The organism is Amycolatopsis vastitatis (genome assembly GCF_002234595.1).
GTDB lineage: Bacteria > Actinomycetota > Actinomycetes > Mycobacteriales > Pseudonocardiaceae > Amycolatopsis > Amycolatopsis vastitatis.
Genome location: NZ_NMUL01000012.1, coordinates 529,005 through 547,852, shown reverse-complemented (window position 1 = coordinate 547,852; position 18,848 = coordinate 529,005). Strand labels below are relative to the sequence as shown.

Sequence of the window (18,848 nt, the reverse complement as noted above, 5' to 3'; positions counted from 1 at the left end):
CCGACAGTTTCTAGTCGGCACTGTCAGGACAACGGGACGTTTTCCCTGGTCAGCGGCCGCCGCGGGCCATGCGCAGCACGTCGAGGGCCTCGTCCAGCTGCTCTTCGGTGAGCTTGCCGTCCTTCACGTACCCGCGCTCGATGACGACCTCGCGAATCGTCTTCAGCTCCTTCAAAGCCTGCTTCGCGACCGCGGCCGCTTCTTCGTAGCCGATGTACTTGTTCAACGGCGTCACGATCGACGGCGAGCCTTCGGCGTAGGTCCGCGTGCGCTCGGTGTTCACGGTGATGCCCGCGAGCACCTTGTCCGCCAGCAGCCGCGAAACGGCCGCGAGCAGACGTGCCGACTCGAGGACGTTCCGCGCGATCACCGGCAGGTTGACGTTCAGCTGGAAGTTGCCCGCGGCACCGGCGAACGCCACGGCCGCGTCGTTGCCGATCACCTGCGCGACCACCTGCAGCGTCGCCTCCGGGATCACCGGGTTCACCTTGCCCGGCATGATCGACGAGCCCGGCTGCAGGTCCGGCAGCGCCAGCTCGGCGAGGCCGGTGCGCGGGCCGGAACCCAGCCACCGCAGGTCGTTGGCGATCTTGTTGAGCGACACGGCGACCGTGCGCAGGTGCCCGGACGTCTCGACGACGCTGTCCTGCGTCGCCTGCGCCTCGAAGTGGTCGCGGGCCTCGGTCAGCGGCAGCCCGGTCACCGTCGCGAGTTCCGCGGCGACCGACGAGCCGAAGCCGTCCGGCGCGTTCAGGCCGGACCCGACGGCCGTGCCGCCGATCGGCAGCTCGCCCAGCCGCGGCAGGCCCGACTTCAGCCGTTCGACGCCGTAGCGGACCTGCGACGCCCACGCGCCCGCCTCCTGGCCGAGCGTGATCGGCACCGCGTCCATCAGGTGCGTCCGGCCGGACTTCACCACGTCGGCCCACTCCGCGGCGCGCACCTCGATGGCGCCGGCGAGGTATTCGAGCGCCGGGATGACGTCCTTGAGCACGGCTTCGGTGGCGGCGACGTGGATGGTCGTCGGGAACGTGTCGTTCGACGACTGCGACGCGTTGACGTGGTCGTTCGGGTGCACGTCGCGGCCGAGCGCGCGCGAAGCCAGCGTCGCGATGACCTCGTTGGCGTTCATGTTCGACGACGTCCCCGACCCGGTCTGGAACACGTCGATCGGGAAGTGCGCGTCGTGGACGCCCTCGGCGACCTCGTCGGCGGCGGCCGCGATGGCGTCCGCCACGTCGGCGTCGAGCACGCCCAGCTTGAGGTTCACCCGCGCGGCGGCCGCCTTGAGCAGGCCGAGCGCGCGGATCTGGGCGCGCTCCAGGCCCCGGCCGGAGATGGGGAAGTTCTCCACGGCCCGCTGGGTCTGCGCGCGGTAGAGCGCGTCGGCAGGCACGCGGACCTCGCCCATCGTGTCGTGTTCGATCCGGTATTCCTGATCAGCCATGACACCGATTCTGGACCTGTTCGCGGGTCGCCGCGTGGTGGCGTCGCCCACCCTCGGCGGTCCGCGACGCTAGGATCGGATGTGTTCTCGATCACCGCCATCCACCACTGGCTGGAGCGAGCATGACTGACGCCGACGGCGACTCGTACGACCTCGTGATCATCGGCGCGGGTCCGACGGGCCTGTTCGCCGCCTACTACGCCGGGTTCCGCGGTCTTTCGATGGCGGTGGTCGACTCGCTGCCCGAGCCCGGCGGCCAGGTGACGGCGATGTACCCGGAGAAGATGATCTACGACGTCGGCGGGTTCGCCGAGGTCCGCGGCCGCGACCTCGTCGACGGCCTGGTGAAGCAGGCCGCGCCGTGGAAGCCGAAGTACCTGCTGGGGCGCAAGGCCGAGAAGCTGGAGACCCTCGGGGACGGCGTCGAGCTGACCCTCGACGGCGGCGAGACGCTGCGCGCCGGCGCGGTGCTGATCACCGCGGGCATCGGCGAGTTCACCCCGCGCCCGCTGCCGGCCGGCGACGGCTGGCTCGGCCGCGGCATGGTCCACTTCGTCCCGTCGCTGCAGGCGCACGCGGGTCAGCACGTCGTGGTCGTCGGCGGCGGCGACTCGGCGTTCGACTGGATCCTCGCGCTGCACCCGGTCGCGGCGAGCGTGACGCTCGTGCACCGCCGCGCGAAGTTCCGCGCCGCCGAGTCGATCGTCCGGCAGGCCCGCGAGCTCGGCACCCGGATCATCACCGACGCCGAGGTCACGCGGTTCGTGGAAGCGCCGGACGGGACGCTCGAAGCCGTCGACGTCTCGATCAAGGGCGCGGGCGACGAGCGGCTCCCGGCCAACGCCGTCGTCGCGGCGCTCGGGTTCACCGCCGACCTCGGCCCGATCGAAAGCTGGGGCCTGGAGATCCACCACCGGGCCATCGCCGTCGACTCGACGATGGCGACCGCACGCGAACGCGTCTACGCCGCCGGTGACGTCGCCGCGTACCCGGGGAAGGTCAAGCTGATCGCGACCGGCTTCGGCGAAGCCGCGACGGCCGTCAACAACATCGCCGTCGCGCTCGACCCGGAGGCCCACCTGTTCCCGGGCCACTCGAGCAACGCCGAGTAGTTCAGGCTTTCAGTTCAGGCTTTCGTCTTCTCCGCGATCCACGGCGCGTAGGCGACGACGGAGGTGTAGATCGACGGCGCCGACGCGCATTCGGGGTCGTTGTTGCCCGGACGGCTGGTGACGCCGACGAGCCGCCACTGGTCGCCGTCCCGGACGATCTGGGGACCACCGGAGTCGCCGAAGCAGGCCCCGGCCTTGCCGCCCGGGTTGTCCGTGCACAGCTCGGCCGTCCCGTCGAACACCGACGTGCACTTCGAGCCCTCGACGATGTGCGTGTCGAGCTGCTGCAGCGTCGTCGGGAGCCCGCCGCAGCCGACCTTCGGGCACGTCTGGCCCCAGCCGAGGATCCGGGTCGCCGTGCCCGGCGCCGCGGCCGTCGCGAGCGTGACCGGGGCCGCCGCGGCCGGCGCCGCCAGCCGCAGCAGCGCGATGTCGCCCGCCGGGCTCTGCGTGTTGAACGCCGGGTTCACGACGATCGTGGCGACCGGGGCGACCTCGCCACCTTGGCCGACGTCGTTCGAGCCCGTCCGCATCGAGATGGCGGCCGGGGTCTTGTCGAACGCACAGTGCGCGGCCGTGACCACCCACGTGGGCGCGATCAGCGCGCCGGCGCAGAACAGCTTCCCCGACGCGGAATGCAGCGACACCGCGAACGGGTACGGCTGGTCCGCGTCCGAACCCCCGACGACGGCGGGAGCGGCCGCGGCGGTGCCGGGGACCAGGGCGAGCACGCACGATGCCAACAGGGCCGGGGCTCGCCTGGTCACGGATCTCCTTACGGCAGCGGGGGCACGACGTCGTCGGCGGGCGCGTCCAGGTGGCCGTCGAAGTTGACCGAGGAGTACGCCCGCAGCTTGTTCAGCCGGTGGTAGCCGTCGATCATTCTGACGGTCCCGGACTTGGACCGCATCACGATGGACTGCGTCGTCGCGCCGCCCTCGCGGTAGTGGACGCCGCGCAGCAGGTCGCCGTCGGTGACGCCGGTGGCGCAGAAGAAGACGTTGTCGCCGCGCACCAGGTCGTCGTTCAGCAGGATCCGGTCGAGGTCGTGCCCGGCGGCGAGGGCCTTCTCGCGCTCGGCGTCGTCCTTCGGCCACAGCCGGCCCTGCAGCTCGCCGCCGAGGCACTTCATCGCGCAGGCCGCGATGATGCCCTCGGGGGTGCCGCCGATGCCGATCAGCATGTCGACGCCGGTGGTCGGGCGGGCCGCGGCGATCGCGCCCGCGACGTCGCCGTCGGAGATGAACCGGATCCGCGCGCCGGCCTCGCGGACCTCCTTGATGATCTGCTCGTGGCGCGGGCGGTCGAGGATGCACACGGTGACGTCGCCGACGCTGCTGTTCTTCGCCTTGGCGACCCGGCGGATGTTCTCCGCGATCGGCGCGCCGAGCTCGACCTTGCCCGCCGCCTCCGGCCCGACGGCCAGCTTCTCCATGTAGAACACCGCGGACGGGTCGAACATCGCGCCGCGCTCGGCGACCGCCAGCACGGCGAGCGCGTTCGGCATGCCCTTGGCCATCAGCGTGGTGCCGTCGACCGGGTCGACCGCGACGTCGCAGTCCGGGCCGTCCCCGTTGCCGACCTCTTCGCCGTTGAACAGCATCGGGGCTTCGTCCTTCTCGCCCTCGCCGATCACCACGACCCCGCGCATCGACACCGTCGAGACGAGCTGGCGCATCGCGTCGACGGCCGCGCCGTCGCCGCCGATCTTGTCGCCGCGGCCGACCCAGCGGCCGGCGGCCATGGCGGCGGCTTCGGTGACCCGGACCAGCTCCATCGCGAGGTTGCGGTCGGGCGCTTCACGACGACTCTCTGCGGTGGACATCATTGCCTCCCGGATCGTGGAACTGGCGGGTAGACAGTCTGTCAGATACCGGCCGTGTTTCCAGATACCGTCGGCATGGCCTACCTCACTGCTCGGAGTCGTCCTCTACGGACGCCAGTGCGGCTTCGATGCGCTCGCGGGCGCCTTCGAGATGGCGCTCACAGACCTTCGCGAGCTTCTCGCCCTTCTCCCACAACGCGAGCGACTGCTCGAGGGACAGGCCACCGGCTTCGAGCTCGCGGACGACGTCGACGAGGCGGTCGCGGGCCTGCTCGTAGCCGAGTTCCTCGCTGGCTTGTTCACTCACGCTCGGTGTTCTCCGACCTTCGGGGTTCGCACGCTGTTCGCGCACACTACCGCGCTGGCCATCGCGTGGTCGTACCCGACGAACGCGAGGGCGAACTCCTGCCCGTCACCGTCCGCGATCGCTTCTTCGAGGTTCTCCTGCGCACCGGCGACCCGCTTGCGGTGCCCGGCTCCCTCGGCGAACCACCAGCGCGAGCCCACCTGCGTCGACGTCGCCTCGGACAGCCGCCGCAGCTGCGGCCCCAGGTCGCGACGGGCGGCGCTGCCGCAGCCGGCGAGCAACGCCGTCCAGCATTCGGCGGCGGCCCGGTCGGTGCGCACCGCCTGGTCCAGCAGCGGCCGCGCGCCCAGGCGCCGGGCCGCGTCCACGGTGAGCGGGAGGAACGTCGCCTTCACCCCTGCTCTCCTTCCGCCACCGCGCCGATCGCGCCGTCGCCCACGCGCACGCGCAGCCGGGCACCGGTCTCGACTTCGGAGACGGAGCGGAGTACCTGGAGGTTGCCTTCGGCGTCGACGAACTGCACGACCGCGTACCCGCGGGCCAGCGTCGCGGCCGGGCCGAGCGCGGTCAGCCGGGCCCGCGCGCTCGCGATCTCGGCCTGGTCCTTGGCGAGCAGGGTCAGCATGGCGCGGCGCGCGCGTTCGCGGTGGACGTCGACGTCGTCCTGGCGGCGCTGGACCGGCCCCAGCGGGTCGGCCAGCGACGGGCGGCTGCGGATCTGGTTGAGCAGCCGTGCCTGGGTGTCGACCCAGCCGTGCAGGGCGCGGCGCCCGCGGTCACGCATCTGGCGCACCCGCTCGGTCTCCTCGCGGACGTCCGGCACGATGCGCTTGCTCGCGTCGGTGGGAGTCGAGCAGCGCAGGTCGGCGACGTGGTCGAGCAGCGGGGTGTCGGGCTCGTGCCCGATCGCGCTGACCACCGGCGTGCCGGCGGCCGACACCGCGCGGCAGAGTGCCTCGTCGGAGAACGGCAGCAGGTCCTCGACGCTGCCGCCGCCCCGGGCGATGACGATGACGTCGATTTCGGGGTCGGCGTCCAGGATCCTCAGCGCGCGCATGATCTGCGGCACGGCCTGCGAGCCCTGCACGGCGGTGTTCAGGACCTTGAACTTGACGTGGGGCCAGCGCGCCTGCGCGTTGACCAGTACGTCCCGCTCGGCGGCCGACGCGCGGCCGGTGACCAGCCCGACGCCCTTCGGCAGGAACGGGATCGGCCGCTTGCGCTGCGGCGAGAACAGGCCTTCGGCGGCCAGCAGCTTGCGCAGGCGTTCGATCCGGGCCAGCAGCTCACCGATGCCGACGGCGCGGATCTGGTCGGCACGCAGGCTGATCGTGCCGCGGCCGAAGAAGTACGACGGTTTCGCGTGCACCACCACGCTCGCGCCTTCGCGCAGCGGCGGCTCCATCTCGCGGATCAGCCAGTTCGGGCAGGTGACCGACATCGAGACGTCCGCCGAGGGGTCACGCAGCGTCAGGAACGCGGTCTGCGTGTTCGGCCGCGAATTGACCTGCGTGACCTGGCCCTCGACCCACACGGTGCCGAGCCGGTGGATCCAGTCGCCGATCTTGCGCGCGACGGTCCGGACGGGCCACGGCTTTTCCGCGGTGCTCGCGGGTGCCTGTGCGGATTCGGTGGTCACGGGCCTTCCGCGCCGTCGCCGCTGTCTTCGGGGGGCTCAGCTTTGGCTCGTTCGGCCTTGCGCGCGTTGGCGATCCGGCGGGCCAGCATCCCGGTGAAGGACGAGCGGTCGGCGTGCGCGCGCTCGTACTCGAGGATCGTCTCGAGCTGGTCGATCGAGAACTGGCGCAGCCGGGCCCGCAGCTGCGGGAGGGTGAGCTGGTCGTAGCCGGTCAGCCCGGCGGGCCCTTCGTACCCCGCGGCGCTGGTCCTCGGGGTCTCGCTCTTGACCTTCTTGTCGATCTTGGGTGTGCCGGGCTGGGGCTTGCGAGGCGGTTCTTCCTCGGCTTCGCTGTCGAACTCGCCGTCGGCGTGGTCCTCGGCGAGCGCGCGTTCCTCGGCGGCCCACGGGTCACCGAGCTCCGCTTCGAGTTCGGCCACTGACGGAACGTGACCGTTGATTTCCGAGCGCGGCTCCGGCACGTCGGCGACCGGCGCGAGGTTCGGCCGCGCGGGCGGGACGTCGGGCTCGGCGTCTTCGTCGAACGTCGCCCAGCTCGGGGTGTCCTCGACCGGGCGCAGGCTCGACAGCGCGTTGTCGCCCTTGATCGCCAGCTCGGTCACGTGCTGCTGGACGCGCATGGACGCCTGCAGGACCTGGCTGGCCACGGTCACGGGGAGGCCGGCGAGCTGCCGGGGGAGTTCGCGAACCCGCTCGGCGGTGGTGACGGCGAGGCCCGCGGCGACCCGGAGGGGGAGCGGGAATGGTTTCATGCGTCCAGCCTGCCGCATGACCACCCCTCCTGCCCAACCGAAAGGATGAGTTCGGGCGCGGTGCGTGACCTCTGGCACAGCGAGGCAGGGGGACGAAGCTCACCCGAAAGGGACTGCGAGGCCGTCACGGGACTGCCCGTACCCTGGGGGCATGAGTTCAGCGAGTCCCGGAATCGAGCCCGCGGGTACCCCGACGATCACCGGAACCGCTTCCGGCAAGCGGGTGCTGCTCGCCAAACCCCGTGGTTACTGCGCGGGCGTGGACCGTGCGGTGATCGCCGTCGAGAAGGCCCTCGAGGTCTACGGCGCCCCGGTGTACGTCCGCAAGGAGATCGTCCACAACCGCCACGTGGTCGACACGCTGCGCGAGCGCGGCGCGATCTTCGTCGACGAGACGTCCGAGGTGCCCGAGGGCGCGCTCGTGGTGTTCTCCGCCCACGGCGTCTCGCCGATGGTGCACACGGAGGCGGCCGAGCGGAACCTGCGCACGATCGACGCGACCTGCCCCCTGGTGACGAAGGTGCACAAGGAGGTCAACAGGTTTGCCAAGGACGACTACGACATCCTCCTGATCGGCCACGAGGGCCACGAAGAGGTCGAGGGCACGGCCGGCGAGGCGCCGGACAAGGTGCAGCTGGTCGACAAGGCCGAGGACGTCGACAAGGTCGAGGTCCGCGACCCGTCGAAGGTGATCTGGCTGTCCCAGACGACGCTGTCGGTCGACGAGACGATGGAGCGCGTCGACCAGCTCCGCGAGCGCTTCCCCGGCTTGGCGGACCCGCCGAGCGACGACATCTGCTACGCGACGACGAACCGCCAGGTCGCGGTCAAGGCGATGGCGGCCGAGTGCGACCTGGTCCTGGTGGTCGGGTCGACGAACTCGTCCAACTCGAAGCGCCTGGTCGAGGTGGCTTTGAAGGCCGGGGCGAAGGCGTCGTACCTGGTGGACTTCGCGCACGAGGTCGACGAAGCCTGGCTCTCCGGCGTGACGACGGTCGGTGTCACTTCGGGCGCGTCGGTGCCGGAGGTGCTGGTCATGGAGCTGCTGGACTGGCTCGCCGAGCGCGGCTACGCGGACGTCGACGAGGTCACGACCGCCAACGAGAAGATCTCTTTCGCACCGCCCAAGGAACTGCGCAAGGTCTGAAGGCCCCACGAAAACGGCGGTCGCCTCCCGCGGGAGGCGACCGCCGTTTCAGTTTCAGCAGGTCGTCAGCGCTCTTCTTCGTCCCAAGGACGGTTCCGGCGCGGCGGGGCACCCCGTCCGCCGGACGGACGGCGAGGCGGAGCGTCGCGGCCGTCCTCCGCGGGCGGGCGCGGACGTCGCCGAGGAGCGTCGTCACGCGGTTCGCGGCGACGCGGGTCGCCTTCGTCCGGGCGCGGCGTGCGCCGGGTCGACGGCGGGGGCTTCCGGGCGCCACGGGTCCCCGGGTCGCGGTCGGCGGGCGGGCGGGGCGTGCGGCGTTCCCCCTCGGCGGGCGGACGCGGACGCCGAGGCGGTTCGCCCTCCCGGCCGCGCCGGGCGCCCGGCGGCAGCGGAGTCTGGCCGGACCGGCTCGAACCGGCCGGCCGCGGGCGTCCCCCGGCCGACGTGGCCGCGGCGCGCGACGACGGCTTCTCGTCGTCCTCGTCCGCTCGCCGGCGGTCGGCCTTGGCACCGCTCTTGATCTTCTTCGGGGCGTCGGGGTCGCGCTCGCGGAAGATCCGGACGAGCCCGATCAGCAGGGTGATGCCCGTGGTGATGGCCATCATGGGGAAGCCGTTGATCAGCGGGGTGCCGATGTTCAACGCCTTCGTCAACATGTCGTCGCCCTGGGACCCGGAGGTCAGCAGGATCACCCCGGGCACCGTCACGGCCAGCACCAGCGGCGGCATCACCATGGGCCCGAAGAGGCCGCGGCGCCGCACCGCGCAGACCGCGATCACGGCCCCGGCGATGTAGCAGACGGTGAAGACCAGCGGGATGTTCGCCTGGCTCGGCTTGCCCAGGAGGGCGCCTACGATCGCCAGGCCGAGGCCGACCAGGACCGCCGCCCACCACGGCAGTCCGCGCCTCGAACCGACGACAGGACGCTCATCCCACGGCACGGGGACGTCGTCGGCATCTGGATCGCTCTGGCGATCGCGAATCGCGGTCACGAGACAACACCGTATCTCGTGGATGTGAAGATCTTGCCAGCACCGCCGCCGACGTGGGGCTACAGCGCTCGAACAGGGGCCCGGCGGCCCTGCTCCGAAGGTCACCGGAGCAGGGGTCGGTGACCGCTGTGACGGCCTCCTCGGGCCCTCCAGTCACCCCAGGCCGGTGCCGGTGTGGCCGAGGATCGCTGCTGCCGCTCGCGAACGCCGGAGCCATCGCGCCCGACCGGGAAGGCTCTGGTCAGCGCGCCGGACGCCGATGGCCGGGAACCGCTGTGTCCCCGATCATGCGCCGGATTCGCTCCAGGCTGCGGCCGCCGCTCGGGTGGCGCACGCCACCGAAGCCGTCTCCCGTCCTCGCCACCCGCGGGTGGTCAGCTGGCCGCCAGTTCGTCCCCCTTCCGCACCGTCGGCACCGGGGCCGGGCTCCCCGCGGCGTCCGTCAGCGGGGCCACTGTGGCCCGGAACGTCTCCAGGGCCTCCAGCTCCCGCCGCCGGGCCGAGAGGAAGCGCTGGAGGTGCGTGCTGGACAGGTTGAGCGCCTCCACCGCGCCGCCCGCCGCCCGGTGCGCCGCGGCCGCTCCCGCCCGCACCTGTTCGACGTCGGCCTCCAGGGTCCGGTCGCTCGCCGCGAACAGGGCCGCCGAGGCGAGGACCCCGAAGCCCGTCGGGCCGCACAGGAACACCCGGCGGTCGATGAGCCAGCGCAGCAGCTCCGGGTCGGTGTCCAGTGCCGCGACCACCGCCGCGTCGGACGGGACGAACATGATCGTGCCGTAGATCGCGTCCGCCCAGCGCTGGTAGCCCTTGCCGGCCAGCTCGGCGGCCCGTGAGCGGATCTGCCGGACGTGCGTGCGCAACGCGTCCATCCGTTCGTCCGGGTCGTCGGTCTCCACCGCCTCGGACCACGTCGCCATGCTCGCCTTCGCGTCGACCGGCACCGTGCGGTCGCCGCCCACCCGCAGCACCATGTCCGGTTTCGCCGCGCCGCCGCCCGCCAGGTCCGTCTGCAGCGTGAAGTGCAGGTCCTCGCGCAGCCCGAGCGCTCGCGCCGTTTCGACCAGCACCTGCTCGCCCAGCTCGCCGCGCCCGCTGATCGAGGCGAACGCGACCTCATACCGCCGCAGCGCCAGCTGCTGCTGGTCCGCCTTCGCCCGCTCGGCCGCCACCAGCCGGGCCGCCGCGTCCGCCCGGCGCATCCCGTCCTGGTACAGCCGCCACAGCACCGCGACGGCGAACAGCAGCAGGACCGCGAGCACGATCGCCGCGGTGGTCAGCACTGTCGCCACTTCGTCTCCTCCCTCCCGGGCCGCCTGGATCGGACCGCGGGGACATCATGGCGGACCCCACCGACAAAAATCGCACCCGATCCGTCGCTCTGGGTAGCTGACCTGCGAAGAACCCGGAATCGCCCAGGGCGTGTCCGATCCGGCACGCTCGTGTTAGTACACACGTTCGAGTGAGGCGGCGGCGTGCCTGCGGGATTTCGTCGGAGCCGGGTCGTACCTTGGCCACCGTGAGATTCCTGCACACCTCCGACTGGCACGTCGGCCGCACGTTCCACGGCGCCGACCTGCTCGCGGAACAGGAAGCGGTGCTCGGGCACCTCGCCGACCTCGTGGCCGGCGAGGCGATCGACGCCGTCCTGGTGGCAGGCGACATCTACGACCGCGCGGTGCCCTCGGCCGAAGCCGTGCGGGTGGCCACCGCGGCCGGCACCCGCATCCGCGCGGCCGGCGCGCAACTCGTTGTCACGCCGGGCAACCACGACTCCGCGCCCCGCCTCGGCGCCTTCGCGGAGTTCGCCGCGGCCGGCGGCCTGCACCTGCGCACCACCGTCGGCGGGCTGGCCGAGCCGGTGCTGTTCGAAGACGACCACGGCCCGGTCGCCGTCTACGGCATCCCTTACCTGGAACCGGAACCCGCCCGGCACGCGCTGGGCGTGCCGGACGCGCGCGGCCACACCGGCGTGCTCACCGAGGCCATGCGCCGCGTCCGCGCGGACCTCGAAACCCGGCCCGGCGTCCGGTCGGTCGTCCTCGCGCACGCGTTCGTCACCGGCGGCGAGCCGACGGAGTCCGAGCGCACGATCGCGGTCGGCGGGGTCGAGCAGGTGCCCGGCTCGGTCTTCGACGGCGTCGACTACGTGGCGCTCGGCCACCTCCACGGCCCGCAGACGCTCGCCGAGCACCTGCGGTACTCCGGGAGTCCGCTGGCGTACTCGTTTTCCGAAGCCCGGCAACGGAAATCGGTCTGGCTGGTCGACCTCGGCGCCGACGGCCTCGCCGATGTCCGGCGCCACGAGCTGCCCGTTCCGCGGGCGCTGGCCACCCTCCGCGGCGAGATCGAAGACCTCCTGAACGACCCGGCGCACGACGAACACCTCGGCCACTTCCTGTCGGTCACCGTCACCGACCGGGTCCGTCCGGTGGACGCGATGCGGCGGCTGCGCGAGCGCTTCCCGTACGCGGTGCACCTGGAGTGGGAGCCCGAGGGCGGGCACGCCGGTGCCCCGCTGCGCTACTCCGACGCCGTCCGCGGCCGGACCGACATCGAGGTCTCGCGCAGCTTCCTCGACGACTGCCGCGGCGCCCCGCCGACCGAAAGCGAAGAGCAGCTCCTGTTCCGGGCCCTGGAAGCGGCCGACCGGGGGGCCCTCGCGAAATGAGGCTGCACAGGCTGGAGGTCGAAGCCTTCGGGCCGTACTGCGCACGCGAAGTGGTGGACTTCGACGTGCTCGGCGCCGACGGTCTCTTCCTCCTGCACGGCGAAACCGGCGCGGGCAAGACGACGCTGCTCGACGCGATCGCGTTCGCGTTGTTCGGCGTGGTCCCTGGCGCCCGCAACGAGGCCAAGCGGCTGCGCTGTGACCTGGCCGGCCCCGACCAGGTCACCGAGGTCGCGCTGGAGCTCACCGTGCAGGGGCACCGGCTGAAGATCGTCCGCAACCCGGAGTACCAGCGGCCGAAGCGGCGCGGCGAGGGCACGACCACCCAGCAGGCGCGGGTGTCGCTGAGCTGGGTCGGCCCCGCGCCCGCCGGGCTGCCGCCGGAAGGCCTGATCCGGATCGAAGAGGTCGCGCGCACCGTCGAGCGGCTGCTCGGGATGACGGCGGCCCAGTTCTTCCAGGTGGTGCTGCTCCCGCAGGGCGAGTTCGCCCGCTTCCTGCGTTCGGACACCGCCGAGCGCGAGAAGCTGCTGGAACGGCTGTTCGGCACCGAGCGCTTCGCCGACGTCGAACGCTGGTTCACCGACCTGCGGGCCGAGCGTGGCCGGGAGCTGGCCGGACGCCAGGCGGACGTGCGCGAACTGCTGGCGCGATACGCGCAGGAGGCGCAGCAGGACCCGCCCGAGACGGACGTGGCCGAGTGGGTCGGCACCGTGCTCGCCGAGTCGGAGTCCCGAGTCGGGCAGGTGACGGCCGAAGAGGAACGGGCGCGAGCGGCCGCGCAGCGGGCGGACGTCTACCTGCAGGAAGAACGGGCCGGTGCCGAGAAGATCCGGCGGGTCCGCACCGCGCACCTGCGCCTGCTCGAGATCACCGAGCAGGCGCCGCAGCGCGCCGAGTGGGCACAGGAGGTCGCGGCCGCGCGGCGGGCGGCCGGTGTCGCCGTGGAGGCCGACCTGCTGGACCGGCGGGCCGCCGAACTGACCGAAGCCGAGCAGGCGGAAAAGGCCCGCGGCGCCTGGCTGCGGGAGTTCGGGACGCGGGCGACCGGCGATCTGAAGGCGCGTGCAGCCGCCGCGAGGGAAGAGGCGGGCGCGGTCGCGGAACTCGTCGCCGAGGCCGAGCAGCAGCAGGTCGACATCATGCGGCGGGACGACCGGAAGCTCGCCGCCGTCACGGCCCGGCAGCAGGTCGAGGAACTGACCGTCGAGCTGGCCGCGATCCCCGGCCAGCTGGCCAAACTGCGGGCGGACGCGCTCGAAGCGGCCGAAGCCGAAGCCAAGCTCGACGGCGCCAAGGCGAAAGTCGACGAGCTGCGAGCCGTCGCCCGTGACGCGGCCGAACTACCCGAGGCCCGGGCAAAGGTCCAAAGGGGCGAGGCGAAGCTGCGCGAAGTCGTCGACGCGCACCAGGAAGCCCGGCAGCGGCGGCTGGACCTGCGGGAGCGGCGGCTCGACGGGATGGCGGCCGAGCTGGCCGCCGCGTTGCCGGACGGCGCGCCGTGCCCGGTGTGCGGGTCGGCCGAGCACCCGGCGAAGGCCGACCGGGACGTCGAGCTGGTCGACCCGGCCGAGGAACGCGCCGCCGAAGAGGCCGAGCAGGCGGCGGACGCCGTGCGGCAGCGGGTCGTCGTCGCGCTGGAGGAGGCGAAGGCACGGCTCGCCGGGCTGATCGAACGGCTGGCCGGGCGCACGGCCGAGTCGATCACCGCGGAGCTGGCGGAAGCCCGGACCACCGTCGCCGTCCTCACCGAAAAGGCGGCAGCCAGGGCGAAGCTGAGCCAGCAGGTTTTGCTGCTGGAGCGTGACGCCGAGCTGCGGACCGAGCGCCTGCGCCGGGCCGAACAGACGGCGACCGAAGCCCTGACCGACGTCCGCGCCTTGGAAGAACGGCTGGCCGAGCGCGAACGCCGCCTGGTCGCCGGGCGAGGCGAGTTCGCGGACGTCGGCGCCCGCCGGAAGCACCTTCTCGGCCTCGCCGAGGCCCTGGAGGCGGTCGCCGAGGCCCGCACGGCAGTCGTCGGCGCCCGGGAGCGGGTCACCGAACAGCGGGCGCTGGTCGAGGCGGCAGTCGAGGCGAAGGGATTCACCTCCCTGAAGAAGGCGCGGGCCGCGATGCTGCCGGACGAGCAGATCGAGAAGCTGGAGCAGGGCATCGCCGAAGCCGAGGCGGCCGCGGCGGGGGCACGGGCGCTGCTGGCCGAGCCGGACCTGTTCGGGATCTCGCCGGACGATGTCGCGGACGTCGGCCGCGCGGCCGACGCGGCCCAGCTGGCGCGGGCGCGCGCCGACTCGGCGTACGCGGCCCTGCGAGCGGCCACCGCGCAGCACGGGGAGCTGAACCGGCTGGCCGGCCTGCTGCGCAAGACCCTGTCCGGGCTCGCCCCGGCCGAAGCGGAGTACGCCGAACTGCGGGCCCTCGCGGAGGTCGTCAACGGGCGCGGGCAGAACAGCCGCAAGATGTCGCTGCGGTCGTACGTGCTGGCCGCGCGGCTCGAAGAAGTCGCGGTCGCCGCCACCCACCGGCTGCGCACGATGAGCCAGGGCCGGTATTCGTTCGTGCACTCGGACGCGGCCGGGGCACGCGGCACCCGCGGCGGGCTCGGCATCGACGTGCTGGACGACTACTCGGGCACCATCCGCCCCGCGAAGACCCTGTCGGGCGGCGAGTCGTTCCTCGCGTCACTGGCACTGGCGCTGGGCCTGGCCGACGTCGTCGCGGGGGAGAGCGGCGGCGCCCTGCTGGACACGCTCTTCGTCGACGAGGGCTTCGGCACGCTCGACGCCGAAACCCTCGACGTCGTCATGAACATCCTCGACGAGCTCCGCGCCGGCGGCCGGGTGGTGGGGCTGGTCTCCCACGTCGAGGAGCTGCGGCAGCGCATCCCGACGCGGTTGCGGGTCCGGAAGTCCCGCACGGGCTCGACCTTGGAGGTGCGCGCCGGGTGATCGCTCGGACAGGATGAAGTCATGACGGACCAGCCGCCGAACGGCCTGCCTCGCTACCGCATGCTCACCGGCCCGGACGACGCGAAGTTCTGTTTCCGGGTCAGCGAAGCACTCGAACTCGGCTACCGCCTGTACGGCTCGCCGGCCGCCACGTTCGACGGCGACCGGGTGATCGTCGCCCAAGCCGTGCTGTGGCAGGGCGAACAGGGCTGAATCACGGCGAGCCGGCTGCGTGCCGGAGGAACATCCCGGCGTAAGAGCGCCAGGGCGTCCACGCGCGGGCGCGCTCGGCGAGTGAGTCCGGCGCGATCCCCAATGCCTCGGCGCCGCGCCGGACGGCGGTGTCGTCCGAAAGCAGGACGTCCGGCGCGCCGAGGACTCGCATCACGACGTAGTCCGCCATCGACGGCTCGACGTACGCCGGCAACTCGGCGCGCAGTTCGGCCGCGTCCCGGCCGACGTGCACCTCCAGCCGTCCCTCGGCCAGAGCGGTGGCGACGGGGTGGCCGGTGGTCGCGACCTCGGCCGCGGTCGGGAACAGCCGCGTGACACCCCATTCACCCGGCACGTCCTCGCCGAGCGGTACCTCGCTGAGGAGCGCGCGGAGCAGCAGTTCCTCGCCGTCCACCGCGCCCGGCACCCGGATCCCCGGCACTTCCGCGACCAGCGGGGCCAGCGCGGGGTCGGCGCCGAGGACGCGGGTGACCGCCGCGGGATCGGCGTCGAGGTCGAGCAGGCGCCGCACCCGGCTGACCGCGCTGCCGAGGTCGCGCAGGTCGGTGAGCCGCAGCTCGCAGCGCACATGGTCGGGCAAAGGCGTCAGCCGCACGACTCCGGTGCCATGGGCGAGCCGCAGGGTGCGCGCATAGGTCTCCGAAGTGACCTCCTCGACGCCCGGCACCGCGTAGGCCGCGAAGAAGCGAAGCAATCCCGAAGCGTCGAACGGCGGTCTGAACGGCAACCGCAGGCTGAGCCGCGTCCCGCTGACGTCACTCTGACGTCCACGCCGTGAAGCTGCGGAGACGCGTAGCTGCGAAGGCGTCGTCGCGAACACTTCGCGGATCGTCTCGTTGAACTGCCGCACGCTGGAAAAGCCCGCCGCGAAGGCGACGTCCGTCAACGGCAGCTCGGACATCTCGATGAGCAGCCGCGCCGAATGCGCGCGGTGGGCACGGGCCAGGGCGAGCGGGCCCGCGCCCAGCTCGGCGGTGAGCACCCGGCCGAGCTGGCGTTCCGAGTAGCCGAGCCGCCGCGCGAGGCCCGGGACGCCTTCGCGCTCCACCGTGCCGTCGGCGATCAGGCGCATCGCCCGCGACGCGAGATCGGCGCGCACGTTCCAGTCCGGCGAGCCGGGCACGGCGTCGGGCAGGCAGCGGCGGCAGGCGCGGAAGCCGTTGGCCTGCGCGGCGGCCGACGTCGGGAAGAAGCGGACGTTCTGCGCCTTCGGCGTCGACGCCGGGCACGACGGGCGGCAGTAGATCCCGGTGGTGCGGACCGCCATGATGAACTGGCCGTCGAAGCGCGAGTCGCGGGCGGTCACCACGCGGTAGCAGCGTTCGGCGTCGCGCCAGAGCGGGGGCGCTTCGGTGATCGTGACCATGGATTCGAGCATGCCAGCAGGTCAGCACCGTCGCTGGCGGAAATCCGCCACGGCGCTGGGTGCGTGGGGCCCGACCGGCGCGGACACGTAGACTGCGGGGTCGTGAGCCTCACCCTCGGTATCGTCGGCCTGCCCAACGTCGGCAAGTCCACCCTGTTCAACGCGCTGACCCGCAACGACGTGCTCGCCGCGAACTACCCGTTCGCGACGATCGAGCCGAACGTCGGTGTCGTGCCGCTGCCGGACCCCCGGCTGGACAAGCTGGCCGAGCTGTACAAGTCGGAGAAGACGGTCCCCGCCGTGGTGTCCTTTGTGGACATCGCGGGCATCGTGAAGGGCGCGTCCGAAGGTGCCGGGCTGGGCAACAAGTTCCTGGCGAACATCCGTGAGGCCAACGCGATCTGCCAGGTCATCCGCGTGTTCGACGACCCCGACGTGGTGCACGTCGACGGCCGGATCGACCCGTCGAGCGACATCGAGACGATCAACACCGAGCTGATCCTCGCCGACCTGCAGACCCTGGACAAGGCGCTGCCGCGGCTGGAGAAGGAAGCGCGGACGAAGAAGGAGAACAAGCCCGCGCTGGACAACGCGCAGAAGGCGAAGGAGATCCTCGACGCCGGGCGCACGCTCTTCCAGGCGCAGAAGGAGGTCGACTTCGACGCGCTGCGCGAGCTGAGCCTGCTGACGACGAAGCCGTTCCTGTACGTCTTCAACGCCGACGAGTCGGTGCTCACCGACGAGGCGCGCCGCGAGGAGCTGACCAAGCTGGTCGCACCGGCGGACGCGGTGTTCCTCGACGCGAAGGTCGAGGCGGAGCTGCTGGAGCTGGACGACGAGGAGTCGGTGCGCGAGCTGCTCGAGTCGGTCGGCCAGCCGGAGCCGGGTCTGTACTCCCTGGCCCGCGCGGGTTTCCACACCCTCGGCCTGCAGACGTACCTGACGGCGGGCCCGAAGGAGTCCCGCGCGTGGACGATCCCCCAGGGTGCGACGGCCCCCCAGGCGGCGGGCGTGATCCACACGGACTTCGAGCGCGGCTTCATCAAGGCGGAGATCGTCTCGTACGACGACCTGATGGAGGCGGGCTCGATGGCGGCGGCCCGGGCGGCGGGCAAGGTCCGCATGGAGGGCAAGGACTACCTCATGGCCGACGGCGACGTGGTCGAATTCCGCTTCAACGTCTGACCCACGCTTCGTGAGCGAGAACTACTGACTGTTGTTTTCATTGGACGCAGGATATACTGCGTCCAATGAAAGCTTCGCCCAGTCTGCTGCCGCTGCTGCGTTCGCGCATGCAGGGTGAGCTGCTCGCGCTGGTCCTGCTTCACCCGGAGCGCGAGTACAGCATCACCGAGCTCGCCGAGGCTTGTGGCGTCACGCCGACGGCCGTGCTGCGCGAGGTCGAACGGCTCGTCGGTGGCGGCATCCTGGAAGACCGGCGGGTGGGCCGGAGCCGTCTCGTCAAAGCGCGTACGGACACTGCGCTCTACCAGCCGTTGAGCGAGGTCATTTCAGTCACCTTCGGGCCGATGCCGCTGCTCGCCGAAGCACTGTCCGGACTGGCGGACGTGCGCGAGGCCTACATCTACGGGTCCTGGGCCGCGCGCTACCGCGGCGAACCGGGGCCGCCGCCCGGTGACGTCGACGTTCTCGTCGTCGGTTCGCCCGATCCGGACACGCTCTTCGACCTGGCCGAGGGTGTGTCGCGGCGGCTGGGCCGCGAGGTCAACGTCCACCGGATCTCGCCGGCGTCGTGGGCGGCGAGCAGCACGGATCCGTTCCTCACCAGCGTGCGTGAACGTCCGCTGGTCCCGCTGCCTCTCGATCAGGAGACCCGATGACCCGGTGGAACCAGGGGCGCGCCACGATCGACGCGCTCATCGCGCGCGGTTCGCTCGAACCCGTCCCGGCTTCGCGAGAGGCTGCGGAAGCGGAGATCGCCAGGGCTCGCACGCACGTCGCTTCGGCCCGGCAGCTGCTGGACTCGGATCCGGAAGGCGCCTACACACTGGCGTACGACGGCGCGCGTCGTGCTTTGGCGGCCGTCCTGCAGAACCAAGGTCTGCGTGCCACCAGCCGTGGTGGCCACATCGCCGTGTACGAAGCGGTTCTCGCGCAGCTCGATCCGCCGTTGGGGCCGCTTCTGCGGCCCTTCAACCGGATGCGGGTGCGGCGCAACGAAGTCGCCTACCGTTCTTCGGAGGCGCCATCGGTGACGGCCGAGGACGTGACGGCCGATGTGGCGAAGGTCGAGGATCTCATCGGCGTCGCCGAGAAGGCGATCCCGAACATGCCCCGCTACTGATCGCGCCGGTGACGGCTTCGGTCAGCCGAGGAGGCCCAGCAGCGCGATGGCGATCAACACCACCGCGGGCGCGAGGGCGTTGATCCAGGCGCGCTGAGCGGGGGTG

18 protein-coding genes are annotated in these 18,848 nt (G+C 72.0%); 8 read left to right on the top strand and 10 right to left on the bottom strand.

What is annotated here, in order from left to right; translation table 11 throughout:
- Positions 1–49 precede the first annotated feature (49 nt).
- A complete protein-coding gene (locus tag CF165_RS16815; RefSeq protein ID WP_093948427.1) occupies positions 50–1,447 on the bottom strand; it encodes a class II fumarate hydratase in 1,398 nt (465 codons plus the stop codon).
- A gap of 122 nt (positions 1,448–1,569) precedes the next feature.
- Here CF165_RS16815 and CF165_RS16810 point away from each other — a divergent pair, with 122 nt between their 5' ends.
- Positions 1,570–2,559, top strand: coding sequence for an NAD(P)/FAD-dependent oxidoreductase (locus CF165_RS16810; RefSeq protein ID WP_167441462.1), 990 nt, complete (start codon positions 1,570–1,572; stop codon positions 2,557–2,559).
- A 14-nt stretch (positions 2,560–2,573) separates the two neighbouring features.
- Here the strand turns inward: CF165_RS16810 and CF165_RS16805 are convergent, their stop codons facing one another.
- From CF165_RS16805 to CF165_RS16780, 6 genes are all read right to left on the bottom strand, one after another.
- Positions 2,574–3,326: a S1 family peptidase gene (locus tag CF165_RS16805; protein ID WP_093948426.1), complete on the bottom strand. Its 753-nt coding sequence runs from the start codon at positions 3,324–3,326 to the stop codon at positions 2,574–2,576.
- An 8-nt stretch (positions 3,327–3,334) separates the two neighbouring features.
- Positions 3,335–4,384 (bottom strand): class II fructose-bisphosphatase, encoded by a 1,050-nt coding sequence (gene glpX / locus CF165_RS16800; RefSeq protein WP_167441461.1) that lies wholly within the window; start codon positions 4,382–4,384, stop codon positions 3,335–3,337.
- Positions 4,385–4,469: 85 nt separating this feature from the next.
- On the bottom strand, positions 4,470–4,691 hold the full coding sequence (locus tag CF165_RS16795; protein WP_093948425.1) for an exodeoxyribonuclease VII small subunit: 222 nt from the start codon (positions 4,689–4,691) through the stop codon (positions 4,470–4,472).
- The gene (locus tag CF165_RS16790; protein ID WP_093948424.1) at positions 4,688–5,086 is read right to left on the bottom strand and encodes a hypothetical protein; all 399 of its coding nucleotides are present in this window, start codon (positions 5,084–5,086) and stop codon (positions 4,688–4,690) included. Before CF165_RS16790 ends, CF165_RS16795 begins: the two co-directional genes overlap by 4 nt.
- On the bottom strand, positions 5,083–6,330 hold the full coding sequence (gene xseA / locus CF165_RS16785) for an exodeoxyribonuclease VII large subunit (protein ID WP_093948423.1): 1,248 nt from the start codon (positions 6,328–6,330) through the stop codon (positions 5,083–5,085). The genes CF165_RS16790 and xseA overlap by 4 nt, the downstream gene beginning before the upstream one ends.
- Positions 6,327–7,082, bottom strand: coding sequence for a lipid droplet-associated protein (locus tag CF165_RS16780; protein ID WP_093948422.1), 756 nt, complete (start codon positions 7,080–7,082; stop codon positions 6,327–6,329). Before CF165_RS16780 ends, xseA begins: the two co-directional genes overlap by 4 nt.
- A gap of 151 nt (positions 7,083–7,233) precedes the next feature.
- On the opposite strand from CF165_RS16780, the gene CF165_RS16775 reads away from it, so the two are divergent.
- Positions 7,234–8,229 (top strand): 4-hydroxy-3-methylbut-2-enyl diphosphate reductase, encoded by a 996-nt coding sequence (locus CF165_RS16775; protein WP_167441460.1) that lies wholly within the window; start codon positions 7,234–7,236, stop codon positions 8,227–8,229.
- Between the two features lie 65 nt (positions 8,230–8,294).
- On the opposite strand, the gene CF165_RS16770 is transcribed toward CF165_RS16775, so the two are convergent.
- Both CF165_RS16770 and rmuC read right to left on the bottom strand, forming a co-directional pair.
- A complete protein-coding gene (locus tag CF165_RS16770; RefSeq protein ID WP_167441459.1) occupies positions 8,295–9,221 on the bottom strand; it encodes a DUF6542 domain-containing protein in 927 nt (308 codons plus the stop codon).
- A gap of 374 nt (positions 9,222–9,595) precedes the next feature.
- Positions 9,596–10,510: a DNA recombination protein RmuC gene (gene rmuC, locus CF165_RS16765; RefSeq protein WP_093948421.1), complete on the bottom strand. Its 915-nt coding sequence runs from the start codon at positions 10,508–10,510 to the stop codon at positions 9,596–9,598.
- A 227-nt stretch (positions 10,511–10,737) separates the two neighbouring features.
- Here rmuC and CF165_RS16760 point away from each other — a divergent pair, with 227 nt between their 5' ends.
- The 3 genes from CF165_RS16760 to CF165_RS16750 are packed head-to-tail and all read left to right on the top strand — an operon-like array spanning position 10,738 to position 15,050.
- Positions 10,738–11,889 carry an exonuclease SbcCD subunit D gene (locus CF165_RS16760; RefSeq protein ID WP_167441458.1) on the top strand — a complete coding sequence of 384 codons (1,152 nt, stop codon included), beginning with the start codon at positions 10,738–10,740 and terminating at the stop codon, positions 11,887–11,889.
- On the top strand, positions 11,886–14,837 hold the full coding sequence (locus tag CF165_RS16755; RefSeq protein ID WP_093948419.1) for an AAA family ATPase: 2,952 nt from the start codon (positions 11,886–11,888) through the stop codon (positions 14,835–14,837). The genes CF165_RS16760 and CF165_RS16755 overlap by 4 nt, the downstream gene beginning before the upstream one ends.
- Positions 14,838–14,858: 21 nt before the next feature.
- Positions 14,859–15,050, top strand: coding sequence for a DUF1737 domain-containing protein (locus CF165_RS16750; protein ID WP_093948418.1), 192 nt, complete (start codon positions 14,859–14,861; stop codon positions 15,048–15,050).
- 1 nt (position 15,051) lies between these two features.
- Here CF165_RS16750 and CF165_RS16745 read toward each other — a convergent pair whose 3' ends face one another.
- Positions 15,052–16,449 (bottom strand): DNA-3-methyladenine glycosylase 2 family protein, encoded by a 1,398-nt coding sequence (locus tag CF165_RS16745; protein ID WP_205660871.1) that lies wholly within the window; start codon positions 16,447–16,449, stop codon positions 15,052–15,054.
- Positions 16,450–16,539: 90 nt separating this feature from the next.
- On the opposite strand from CF165_RS16745, the gene ychF reads away from it, so the two are divergent.
- The 3 genes from ychF to CF165_RS16730 all read left to right on the top strand — a co-directional run bounded on the left by ychF (position 16,540) and on the right by CF165_RS16730 (position 18,742).
- Positions 16,540–17,622, top strand: coding sequence for a redox-regulated ATPase YchF (gene ychF / locus CF165_RS16740; protein ID WP_093948417.1), 1,083 nt, complete (start codon positions 16,540–16,542; stop codon positions 17,620–17,622).
- A 65-nt stretch (positions 17,623–17,687) separates the two neighbouring features.
- Complete coding sequence (locus CF165_RS16735; protein ID WP_093948416.1) at positions 17,688–18,278, top strand: ArsR family transcriptional regulator; 591 nt, start codon at positions 17,688–17,690, stop codon at positions 18,276–18,278.
- Complete coding sequence (locus CF165_RS16730) at positions 18,275–18,742, top strand: hypothetical protein (protein ID WP_093948415.1); 468 nt, start codon at positions 18,275–18,277, stop codon at positions 18,740–18,742. Before CF165_RS16735 ends, CF165_RS16730 begins: the two co-directional genes overlap by 4 nt.
- Positions 18,743–18,848 lie beyond the last annotated feature (106 nt).